Raw genomic sequence first — 11,608 nt, 5'->3', positions numbered from 1 at the left:
GGGCGGGAAGGCAGGGCTGGGAACTCTGCGGCCGTGGCCTTCGTGAAAGAGGTCAGCGGCATTCCTGCCCGCGCCGGTTTTTCAGGGAGACCTATGCTGATGGATCTTGTTGCGGCATGGCGCACTCAGCTGCGCACCACGTTCACCGCGGGTGATCCTGCAATTCCGCAGTGGCAGTTGGATCTGGAAGAGGGCGACGACGTCGGCTACTTCGTTCCCGGATCCGCCGTGTGGGCGGTGAACGGGTCAATGACACCGCTGGTCGCGGGGATCCGCGCACTGCTGCTCCAGGCCCTACATCCCGGCGCCATGGCAGGGGTCCATGCGCACTCATCCTTCCGCGAGGACCCGCTGGGGCGGCTGGCGAACACCATCCGGTGGATCTTCACCGTCACCTACGGATCCCGGCGCACAGCGCAGGAGGGATCCGCCTTCGTCCAGCGGCTGCACCAACGGGTCCGGGGGACGTACGTCGACAGTCACGGCACCATCCGCGAGTATTCCGCTGCTGATCCTGCGCTCGTTCGCTGGGTCCACCTCGCCTTCACCGATGCGTTCCTCGCCGCGCACAAGGCCTACGGGGGGCCCATTCCCGGCGGCGGCGACCAGTACGTCGCCGAATGGGCGCAGGCCGGTGAGCTCATGGGGGTCGAGTCGCCACCGCGTTCGGAAGCGGAGCTGACAGCACAGCTGAGCGCTTTCGACCCTGAGCTGACGAACAGCGACCAGGTCCAGGAGGCCCTCGCGTACATCAGGCGCCCTCCCCTGCCGGCCTCGCAGCGGCTCGGCTATCGGGTGCTGTTCGCTGCGGCGGTCGCGACCCTTGAGCCGCACCACCGGGAGATGCTCGGGTTGCGGGTGCCTGCCCTCGGGCCGATCCCGCTTCCGGTCAAGGCGGCAACCCATCTTGTCCTGAAGGTGGTGCGTCTCGGGCTGGGGCCGGAGGGGCCAAGCGAGGCCGCCGCCCGCCGGCGGATCGCGCGGGTACGGGCAGCGGGATCCAGCCGACGAACGGCGTGACCGAGACTCGTGATGACGGCTTCAGAACCGGGCCGGACACCGGGCCGAGGCCTTCAGTCCCGGACGCAGGCCACGATCGCAGGTTCGGGAGCAAGACTCCAGCTTCCCGGCTCCCGGCTTCCCAGCTTCCCGGCTTCCCGGCTCCCAGCTCCCAGCTCCCAGCTCCCAGCTCCCAGCTCCCAAGGATCTTCTCCCGAGGGCATGAAAAAAGCCCCGGCCGTTGAAGACCGGGGCTTATTTTCTGCGGAGGATGGGGGATTTGAACCCCCGAGGGCGTTAACCCAACACGCGTTCCAGGCGTGCGCCATAGGCCGCTAGGCGAATCCTCCTAATTTGGAGCAGATACCAGAATACCTAAACATGGGTCAGGTTCCGAATCGGCGCCCTCCGCCTGTTTTGTCAGAGGGAGGTGATGGACTATAGCCATGGTCCAGCCAGCACCGGAAACCAAGGCCGAAGAAGCCTTTGATCCCGAGTGGACGGCGCCCGATTCAGCCCTCGGCGACGGCTTGTTTTCCTCTCTCGAGGACGGCTTGTTCTCGCACCTCGAAAACGAGCCGCTGTGGCTCGCGCACGAGCTGACGGCTCTCGACCCTGCCGCCATCGCTGCACTGAATGCCGGTGAAACTGTGGACACCCTTGAGAAGGTTGCACGGTTGGAGAGGTGGCTTTCCGCCCTGAAGGCCCGGATCGTTCACCGCGTCGGCACCTCGATGACCGAGCGCGCACGCTCCGGAGTCGAGCACAGCCTGGCGTCGATGAACGCGGTCAGTGAGACCGCGTGCGTTCTCAACATTCCTGAAGGTACTGCCGGATGCCTCCTTAATGAATCCACCGCCCTGGTCAATGACTTCCCGCAGTCACTTGAGGCGTTGAATTCAGGGACGATCAACTACCAGCACGCGCAGGTGATCATCCGCGAAAGCACCGGCGTTCCTGCTGACGAGCGGGCCGGGTACGAGGAATCGCTGCTGAAGGTGGCCCCGGACCTGACCCGTCCGCAGCTCGCGGTCCGGGCCCGGCGGCTGCGCGAGAAAATGTGCCCCGGGGCAGCCGCCGAGCGACGCACGAAGGCCGAGGCCGATCGGGCCGTCTGGCTGGAACCGGCTCCGGACGGCATGGCCTACCTCGGCGCGTTCCTGGGTGCCGAAAACGCCGTCGCCATGTTCGACCGGCTGACCCGTGCCGCACGCGCCGCACAGGGGCCGAACGAGGCGCGGACCTTGGCCCAACTGCGTGCGGATGCGCTGGCGGGCCTGGTGATCCAGGACAACCCCTCGCTGCAGGAGGACGGGATCCTGAGTGGCATTCGGCCCCAGGTGCTCGTAACGGTTCCGGTGCTGTCCCTGCTGGGAGAGAGCGGAACGCCCGGCGACCTCGAGGGGTACGGCCCGATTCCGGCAAGTATCGCCCGGAGGCTCGCGGCGAATGCGCCTTCCCTGCTGCGGCTGCTCACCGATCCGGTGGATTCGGCGGTGCTCGACGTCGGCCGGCGCCGGTACCGGGTACCGACGGATCTGAAAACCTATCTGCGCGTTCGCGACAAGACCTGCAGGTATCCGGGATGTAACCGGTCAGCGGCCACGGCGGACCTCGACCACACGATCCCCTGGGAACACGGCGGAAGCACCCGGCACGGGAATCTCGCCTGCCTCTGCCCCAAACACCACCGCATGAAACACGAGGCCGGGTGGTCGGTGCGGCAGCATCCCGGAGGGGTGCTCGCCTGGACGTCGCCGACCGGGAGGAACTACTCGACACGACCGGAGGATCCCCCTGCCGCAGTGCCGTCCAATGCCGCGCAAGCACGGGTATCAGCGTGGGCCTCGGGGCGGACGCCCGGGCCGGCCTGGCGGCCACCGCCGTCGGCTGACGATCCGCCGCCGTTCTAGCCTCGTCACCCTCCGGAAGCGTACGGACGCCCGGCCTGGCGGTCACCGCCGACTGACGCCCGCCACAGTTCGTGTGTCCGTGCCCCCCGGAAGCGCATGGACGCCCGGCCTGGCGGTCACCGCAGTCTGACGCCCGCCACAGTTCGTGTCTTCGTGCCATTCCGAAGCACATGAACACCCGACCCGCGGTCACCGTCGGCTGACGCCCGTCACCGTCTTGGTTCTCGCTCCCGGTGGAAGAATAAAAACGCGCGTCCATGCCGGCGTCCGCGTTGCCCATTGAGGTGTCCGGATTGAATCGCAACGCGGGCCAACCCGGGGCTCAGGAGCAGTCCTGAAGTTCCTGTAGACTATTTCCCGGCCCCTCATGTGGTGTCATCCTGTGAACTCCCCCAGGACCGGAAGGTAGCAAGGGTAAGCGGGCTCTGGCAGGTGCATGGGGGGTCTTTACTTTAACCGTCGGCTGGATGGGCCGACCCCTTGGCAGGGAATGCGGCGAGGGAGCTAGACCATGGATACGATCTCAGGGGCGGGACGATTCGCGCCCAGCCCTTCCGGCGAACTGCACCTCGGCAACCTCCGGACGGCGATCCTCGCTTGGCTATTCGCCCGGTCCACCGGACGCGGTTTCCTGCTCCGCATCGAGGATCTCGACACTGCCCGCGCCGGCGCCGAGGAAGCCCAGATCAGGGAACTCTCGGACTTGGGTCTGGATTGGGACTCACCCCCCATCCGACAGAGCGAGCATCTGCCGCGGTACGAAGCAAGCATCGCGTCTCTGGGACAGGCAGGCCTGCTGTACGAGTGCTTCTGCACCCGCCGGGACATCGCAGAGGCGGCCACCGCTCCCCACGCATTACCCGGCGTCTACCCCGGAACCTGCCGGAACCTCACCGACGCCCAGCGTGAGCTTCGCCGCCGTGAGCGGCCGCCCGCGCTCCGGCTGCGCGCCGGCGTCGAAGCCCTCACCATTCAGGACCGGCTGCATGGCGAATACACCGGCCCTGTGGACGACTTCGTGGTGCGGCGGAACGATGGCGTGCCCGCCTATAACCTCGCGGTCGTCGTCGACGACGCCGCGCAGGGAATCGACCAGGTGGTGCGCGGCGGGGACCTTCTCAGCTCGGCCCCGCGCCAGGCGTACCTCGCGGGCCTGCTCGGAGTTCCGGTCCCCCTGTATGCGCACGTGCCGCTCGCGCTGGGCAAGGACGGGCGCAGGTTGGCCAAGCGGGACGGGTCGGTGACCCTTGAAGCGCTCGGTGCGGAGGGGCTCCCGGTCGAGGCCGTCCGCGCCGTCATCATGAAATCGTTGGACCTGCCGCCCGGTCCGCTGAGTTCCGTCCTTGAGGAATTCGACCCGGACCTGCTCCCGCGCGATCCGTGGGTCGTCGAGCCTTCCCTCTTCTCCTCCACCGGAATGCGTTCCGTCACCCCCAACCGATAAGGTTCATCTGTGAGTACAGCCCTTTACCGTCGGTACCGCCCCGAGACCTTCGCGGACGTGATCGGCCAGGAGCACGTCACCGACCCGCTGATGGCCGCCATCGAAAAGGGCCGGGTCAATCACGCCTACCTGTTCTCCGGTCCCCGCGGCTGCGGCAAGACCACCTCGGCACGCATCCTCGCCCGCTGCCTGAACTGCGCGCAGGGCCCGACGCCGACGCCCTGCGGTGTGTGCGACAGCTGCGTCGAACTGGCCCGCAACGGCTCCGGCAGCCTCGATGTCATCGAGATCGACGCCGCGAGCCACGGCGGCGTCGACGACGCCCGCGACCTCCGCGAGCGCGCTACTTTCGCCCCGGTGCGCGACCGCTACAAGATCTTCATCATTGACGAGGCCCACATGGTGACCTCGGCCGGCTTCAATGCCCTGCTCAAGATCGTCGAGGAGCCACCGGAGCATATCCTCTTCATCTTCGCGACGACCGAGCCTGACAAGGTGATCGGGACGATCCGCTCGCGGACCCACCACTACCCCTTCCGGCTGGTGCCGCAGGAACCGCTGATGGCCTACCTTGAGCTGCTGTGCCGGCAGGAGAACGTGCCCGTCGCTCCGGGCGTGCTCTCCCTGGTGGTGCGGGCCGGCGGCGGTTCAGTCCGCGACTCCCTCTCCGTGCTCGACCAGCTGATGGCGGGTGCCGGTGAGTCCGGCGTCGACTATGAGCTGGCCGTCTCCCTGCTCGGCTACACCCACGCGACCCTGCTTGACGACGTCGTCGACGCCGTCGCTGCCGGGGACGCTGCGACCGTCTTCACCGCAGTGGATCGGGTGATCCAGACCGGTCACGACCCGCGGCGGTTCGTTGAGGATCTCCTCGAGCGTTTCCGCGACCTGATCGTCATCAACGCCGTTCCCGAGGGGGCGGCCTCCGTCCTGCGGGGTATCCCCGAGGACCAGCTGCACCGCATGCGGACGCAGGCGAACCAGCTTGGCGCCGGGGAGTTGTCCCGTGCCGCCGACATCACCAACACCGCGCTCACCGAGATGACCGGAGCCACGTCGCCGCGGCTGCACCTTGAGCTGCTGTGCGCGCGGATTCTGCTGCCCGCCGCCGATGAGTCGGTCCGCGGAACCCTTGCCCGGGTCGACCGGATCGAGCGCCGGCTCGCCTACGCAGGAACCGAACCGGCGCCGGCAACGGCAGCCCCGCCGGCACGTCCAGCTGGTCAGGGCTCGGGCCGTCCCGCTGAGCCCGCCGCGGATGGCGCACAGAGTGCCGCGCGCGTGTCGGCCGGTGCGCCGTCGGCCCCGACCGGGGCTGCAACCCGCCCGGCAGCCGGTTCGCCGCCCGTCCCGGCATCACATACCTCAGCGCCAGGCTCTCCCGCACCGGGCAGTACGACACCGGGTGACCGCCCTTCGGACAGCCGGAATGCCGCTGCGGCGCCGGCCGCCCCGACGCCGGACACGGCGTCACCGGCGGCAGCGCACGGAGATGCAGCCCGAGCCGGTTCCGCGCCCGAGCCACGGCGCGGGCAGGACAATGACGCCGCGCCCGACGCGACGCCCACCGGAACCGCCCCTGCGGCTGCTTCGCCTGCACCGGCCGCCGCGTCGGCTGACTGGGGCAACAGCTGGGGCAGCGAACCACCCGCGCCAGCAGCGCCCGCAACTTCTCCCGCGGCACCCGCGGCTGCACCCTCCGCTGACCGCGCACCGGCGAATCGCTCCGCTGCAGACCCCGCCGCCCACGGTCCGGCCCCCGCCGTCGCTCCGGGCACCGGGACTCCTCCTGGAGCTCCGGGGCAGCCAGCCCAGGGCGCGCCAGCCGAGGCGCCTTCCGCCCCGGGCGGTTCAGGACAGATTGAGATGGTCCGCCGCGCCTGGCCGGAAATCATGGACGAGCTCGCGAAGATCAAGCGGATCACCTGGCTCAATGTGAATGTTGATGCGAAGCCGCGGTCGATGGAGGGCAATAAGCTCATCCTCGCCTTCACCACTCCGGGGAATGCCATAGCCTTCCAACGGGGGCCGCATATGGACAACGTGCGCCAGGCCATCCAGAAGGTCCTGGGGCTCGACTGCATGATCGAGGCCATCCTCGACGGTCCGGGCCGGGGTGAGTCGGACCCAAAAGTACCGGCCAGCCGGCCAACGCCGGCTAAGGGCACTCCGGCCCCCCCATCGAGTCCCGGGTCGAACCCCGGGGTTGGGTCGCCTTTGGCCGCAGCACCACTCCCCCAGAGTTCGGGCGCGCCCGTAACATCGCCGGCCGGCCCTGCAGCCGCGCCCAACCGCTCCGAGGCACAGCCTCCTGCGCAGTCGCCTGAGCAAGTCGCGCCAACGAGCAGCGCTCCGCGCCCGGCAGCCCCATCGGCGGGTCCCGCCGCGCCTAGTTCGCCGGAAGCCTCTGCGCGCCCCCAGCAGCCACGGGAGCAAGCGAGTCCGGTTGCCAACCCCGCAGGCCCTGCCGGTGGCGCAGCCGGCCCCGGCCCTCGACTACAGACATCGGACTCATCTGCACCGGGTTCACGCCCGCCTGTTTCACGTGCACCGGACTCAATCGCGCCTGGTTCGCCCACGCCGCCCCCACCCGCGCCCAGTTCACCCATGCCTGGTTCACCCGTGGCTGGTTCACCTATGCAGGGCTCGCCTAAGCAGGGCTCACCCTCACCGGAATCACCCACGCCAGGCTCGGCCGAGCCGGGTACGCGCATGTCGGACTCGCCAGCACCCGGTTCGCGCATGCCTGCTTCACCCGCGCCGGGTTCGCCCACGCCAGGTGCGCAGACGCCCGATTCACGCATGCCAGATTCGCCCATGCCAGATTCGCCCATGCCTGGTGCGCCTGTGCCCGGTTCGCCCGTGCCTGGTGCGCCTACGCCCGGTTCGCCCGTGCCTGGTGCGCCTACGCCCGGTTCGCCCGTGCCTGGTGCGCCTGCGCCCGGTTCGCACATGCCCGATTCACGCATGCCTGGTCCGCCCGCTCCCAGTTCACCCACACACGGCTCACCCCGAACCAGCGACATGCCTTCCCGGGGAACACGTCCGTCGTCTGGAGCCCCTGCGGTTCCGGCCGGCGACCGCACGGGTCCAACCGGCGGCCGCGCTGTTGCGCCGACCGGCCAGGGAAGACCGGCCGCAGGTCCGGGCGCGGGACAGCAGGGGAATTCCGCCAGCGGACCTTCCGCACCCCAGAGCGCACGGGATGACAGCGCCCCGTCATCGAGTCCTGAGCCGCCTCCGTACTGGCAGAACGCTGACCCCGATGACGACTCCTGGGCTTTGATCGAACCCCCCGAGGATGCTTACGATCCGGGTCCCGGACACTACGGAACCCCTGGTGCTCCTGGTGCTCCCGCCTCGCCGTCGCTGTCTCAGGAACCATCGTCAGCCCGCCGTGCACCGGCAGGATCACAGGCCCAGGCGCAGACCGCTGGTGCGCATGCCTCAGCCCACGCTCCGGCGCAGGGATTCTCCGGCACCCCGGCACGGTCGCAGTCACCCGCCCAGCCAAAGGATCAGGCGCGGGTGAGGACGCAGGTAACGCCGCAGGCAGCGCCCCAGGCACAAGGGGTACCGCCGCAGGCGCAGGGCCATCAGGCTCAGGCTCAGGCTCAGGCTCAGGGCCACCAAATGCAGGGATACCAGACACCGAATCGGCCACAGCCAGCCGTGTCGGCCCAGGCTCATGCCGGCGCCCCGGCGCGGACTCAGGCAGGTGCGCCATCAGAGGCACCGGCTTCGGCTTCAACAGCAACCTCCTTCTCTGGACCAGGCCACGGCCGGCCGCACGAACCAGCGCAGGGGGCAGTCCAACTCCAGACATCGGCCCAACCGCAGGCACCGGCACCGGTCCAGCCGCAGGCACTCGTCCAGCCTCAGGCTCCGGCCCAGCCACAATCACCAGCCCCGGCACAGGCCCAGCCACCGGCACAGCAACAGCCACAGACACCAGCGCCGGTACAGGCCCAGCCACAGTCGCCGGGCGCCGCTTCGCGTGGTTCCCAGGACGCCCCCGCCTCGGCCGGTGCATCCTCGGCCAAACCCATCAGCCGGTACCAGCGGTTGCTCGATGAAGCGGCCCGGAAGCGGGCCGAGGAGGCCGCGGCCGGGTCCGGAACCGTAGACTTGAGGTACGTCGAAGATGTACCCAGCGCCGACGATGAGACGATCGAGGAAACCGGTCTGGTGGGGCGGTCGGCGATCGAACGGATCCTGAACGGCCGGCTCGTCGAGGAGCGTAGAATCGACGCCCAGTAGCGGGCGCCGCACCCAGAAGATTCGGGGCGTAACAATGCATCGTTCGCCCACCCGCAACATCCAACAATGAAGAAGGTCACGTGTACGAAGGCGCGGTTCAAGAGCTTATCGATGAGCTCGGTCGCCTCCCCGGTGTAGGACCGAAGTCCGCCCAGCGGCTCGCCTTCCACATCCTTGAGGCCGACGGAGACGACATGAAGCGGCTCGTCAACGCCATCACCACCGTCAAGGAGCGCGTGAAGTTCTGCGCAATCTGCGGAAACGTCGCCGAGCAGGAAACCTGCGGAATCTGCAGGGATACCCGCCGCGACCCGTCGATGATCTGCGTCGTTGAAGAGTCCAAGGACGTCATCGCGGTGGAGCGGACCCGCTCCTTCCGCGGCCGCTACCATGTGCTCGGCGGCGCCATCAATCCCATCGCGGGAGTCGGACCCGATCAGCTGCGCATCCGGGAGCTCCTCAACCGACTGACGGACGAGCAGATCAAGGAAATCATCATCGCCACTGACCCCAACCTTGAGGGGGAGGCGACGGCGACCTACCTGGTGCGGATGCTCAAGACCATCGGCATCCCGGTGACCCGGCTCGCCTCCGGCCTGCCGGTCGGCGGAGACCTCGAATACGCGGACGAAGTGACCCTCGGGCGCGCCTTCGAGGGCCGCCGCTCCATGTCCTAGCCAGAACCAGGGAGCGTCCGGGTTCCGGCGGTCCCTGCGGGAGGGACCGCCAGAATCGTCAGGCGATCCGGGTGCCCTGCGCCAGTCTCCGTACCGGCGTCCGCAGACGACGGTACCCCAGCCCCAGCAGGCCCCCGGCCAGCAGCGACTGCAGCAGGAGCCCCAGCGGCCAGATCGGGAACTTGTCGTCGACGTCGCGGGCCAGTCCCTGCGACTCCGCACAGGTGACGTTGTAGTCGGGGCCCGCCTGGAAATCCCGGACCTGCTGGCTGATTCCCTCCATCACACCGGGAGGACGGTAGTTTTCGACGTAGCCGAAGTCACCGGACTGACCGGCATCCGGGGTGCTGCGCGAGTAGGGAACCGCGTCGGCCACCACCACGAAGGGGTTGGCGGCAAGCATCCACGTAATCCGTTCGGTGTGGGCCACCGGCTGCACGAAGGTTTCGGTGATGCATTCCGGGTCCCCGGGCTGCGGCTCCGGACTCTGGTCGTTGAACTCTTCATTCTGCATGGGGTAGCTGTAGTAGGAGGAGGTTACCTCGGCCTCCTCCATCACCAGCGCGGTGCTCAGCCCAAAGGTGATGAGCGTCCCCAGGGACAGCAGCGCCACCAGCATGTAGGTGGCCACAATGGAGAAGAGCGGCCGGTTCGCGATAGCGGAAACCCCGACGCCGATGGCACAGACGAGACCCAGCTCAAGGGCGAGCATGCCCAGCGAAATGAACGCCTCGGAGGCGGGCACCCCGCCCAGGGCCAGCGCCCAGAAGATGAACGGCGCGCTGAGCACGAGGAACGCCAGGGAACCGACCCAGGAGGCCAGCCACTTCCCGGCGAGCAACTGGCCCGGGGTCAGCAGGGTGACCTGCAGGACCGCCAGCGTCCCGGCCGCCCGGTCACCGTTGACCGCATTGGCGGAGAGTCCGGGCGCCACGAGCAGTCCGAAGAACAGCACGAACCCGACCACCAGGTCGAAGAGCATCGCGCCGATGTCCATATACGAGCCCATCGTGGCCAGGGCGAGGAGGAAGACCGCCCCGATCACCACAAACCACACGGCGAGCATGATGTACCAGGCCCGGCCTCGGAGGCGCTGGCGCATCTCAAGGCCAAACACCGTCCCGACGGCGGACCGGGTGGACAGGGTTCGTTCGTCCGCCGTCTGCGGCGGCTGCTGCATCTTCACGCTCATCGTCTGTCCGTATCCAGGCTCATGTAGGTTTCTTCGAGCGCGCCACCGGCAGGCGCGAAGGCGGTGACGGCGACGTCGGCAAGCACGAGGGTGCGCAGGAGCCACGCCGCCTGCTGGGTGCTGTCGAGCATCACCTGGTACTCGACCCGCCGGGAGTCCCCGCGCTCCTCGAACCGCATCCCATGGCCGGAGAGCTCCGCGGCGAGGGCATCCATCGGCTCAGCCTGGATGTTGTAGCGCCGCACCTGGTGTCCGGCCTCGTCAAGGGTCTGGCTGCGGACCGATTCGCCCCTGCTGACGAAGACGGCGCGGTCGGCGATCTCGTCGAGTTCCGATAGCACGTGGCTTGAGACAACAACCGTCTTGCCCGCGGCGGCCAGGGTCCGCAGCAGGGTCCGCAGGTCCACCCGGGATCCGGGGTCGAGGCCCGACGCCGGTTCGTCGAGCAGGAGGACCTGCGGGTCATGGATCAGGGCGCGGGCCAGGCTGAGCCGCTGCTGCTGGCCTCGGGAGAGCACCCGTGCCGGCTGGCGGGTGTACTCGGTGAGGCTCACCGTTTCAAGCAGTTCGTGGGCGCGGGCGGTCCGTTCCTCCGGAGACATCCCGTAGAGCGCACCGGTGGTGGTGAGCACCTCGAGCGCCGAGAGGGAGTCCCACCTGCCGAGGGAATCGGGCATCCAGCCGACAAGCCTGCGCACCCCCTGCGGGTCGGCCACCGGGTCGATCCCGCCCACGCGCACCGAGCCGGAGTCGACGGCAAGGAGTGATGCGAGGATCAGCAGGAGGGTTGTCTTGCCGGAGCCGTTGGGTCCGATCAGGGCGGTTACTTCACCGGGTGGGGCCTCGAAATCGATGTGCCGGACGGCCTGCACCGAGCCAAAGCTCCGTGCGGCGGCGTGCACAACGATTCCCCCAAATTCGTTGGTCATCCCGTGACCCTATGCCACCCGGCGCTGAATCGGTGGAGGTTCGCCGAGTTATTTTGACGGGCCGTCCATATTCGGTCATGCAATTGGGGAGCCGCTTCGGCCCGCCGCTAGACTGGCAGCGTGTGGCACTCCGCGGGCGAGGGCCGGCCCGGCCGATGTGCCGTGCACCGAAGCGCCGCACTGCAGCAGATTCC

7 protein-coding genes, 1 tRNA gene, 1 other RNA gene and 1 pseudogene are annotated in these 11,608 nt (G+C 68.5%); 7 read left to right on the top strand and 3 right to left on the bottom strand.

What is annotated here, in order from left to right:
• The first annotated feature begins 99 nt into the window (after nt 1-99).
• Entirely contained in the window at nt 100-1,020 is a 921-nt protein-coding gene (locus QZX79_RS05105; protein WP_294565520.1) for an oxygenase MpaB family protein, read from the top strand.
• A 244-nt stretch (nt 1,021-1,264) separates the two neighbouring features.
• Here the strand turns inward: QZX79_RS05105 and QZX79_RS05100 are convergent.
• Nucleotides 1,265-1,349: transfer RNA gene (locus tag QZX79_RS05100), tRNA-Ser, on the bottom strand.
• A gap of 96 nt (nt 1,350-1,445) precedes the next feature.
• Between QZX79_RS05100 and QZX79_RS05095 the strand changes: the two genes are divergently transcribed.
• The 6 genes and pseudogenes from QZX79_RS05095 to recR all read left to right on the top strand — a co-directional run bounded on the left by QZX79_RS05095 (nt 1,446) and on the right by recR (nt 9,293).
• Entirely contained in the window at nt 1,446-2,912 is a 1,467-nt protein-coding gene (locus tag QZX79_RS05095) for an HNH endonuclease signature motif containing protein (protein ID WP_294565518.1), read from the top strand.
• 356 nt (nt 2,913-3,268) lie between these two features.
• Nucleotides 3,269-3,364, top strand: an RNA gene (ffs, locus tag QZX79_RS05090) — signal recognition particle sRNA small type.
• Nucleotides 3,365-3,423: 59 nt separating this feature from the next.
• On the top strand, nt 3,424-4,356 hold the full coding sequence (gene gluQRS, locus QZX79_RS05085; protein WP_294565517.1) for a tRNA glutamyl-Q(34) synthetase GluQRS: 933 nt from the start codon (nt 3,424-3,426) through the stop codon (nt 4,354-4,356).
• A gap of 9 nt (nt 4,357-4,365) precedes the next feature.
• Nucleotides 4,366-5,907, top strand: a pseudogene (locus QZX79_RS05080) (DNA polymerase III subunit gamma and tau); the annotation flags it as partial.
• A gap of 2,577 nt (nt 5,908-8,484) precedes the next feature.
• Nucleotides 8,485-8,616 carry a hypothetical protein gene (locus QZX79_RS05075; RefSeq protein WP_294565531.1) on the top strand — a complete coding sequence of 44 codons (132 nt, stop codon included), beginning with the start codon at nt 8,485-8,487 and terminating at the stop codon, nt 8,614-8,616.
• Nucleotides 8,617-8,696: 80 nt separating this feature from the next.
• Nucleotides 8,697-9,293 (top strand): recombination mediator RecR, encoded by a 597-nt coding sequence (gene recR, locus QZX79_RS05070; RefSeq protein WP_133404456.1) that lies wholly within the window; start codon nt 8,697-8,699, stop codon nt 9,291-9,293.
• A gap of 58 nt (nt 9,294-9,351) precedes the next feature.
• Here recR and QZX79_RS05065 read toward each other — a convergent pair whose 3' ends face one another.
• Complete coding sequence (locus QZX79_RS05065) at nt 9,352-10,485, bottom strand: ABC transporter permease (protein WP_294565514.1); 1,134 nt, start codon at nt 10,483-10,485, stop codon at nt 9,352-9,354.
• Complete coding sequence (locus QZX79_RS05060; RefSeq protein ID WP_294565512.1) at nt 10,482-11,414, bottom strand: ABC transporter ATP-binding protein; 933 nt, start codon at nt 11,412-11,414, stop codon at nt 10,482-10,484. The genes QZX79_RS05065 and QZX79_RS05060 overlap by 4 nt, the downstream gene beginning before the upstream one ends.
• Nucleotides 11,415-11,608 lie beyond the last annotated feature (194 nt).

The sequence above is a fragment of the uncultured Arthrobacter sp. genome (assembly GCF_902805515.1).
GTDB lineage: Bacteria > Actinomycetota > Actinomycetes > Actinomycetales > Micrococcaceae > Arthrobacter_D.
This window is presented reverse-complemented; position numbering and strand designations above follow the sequence as displayed.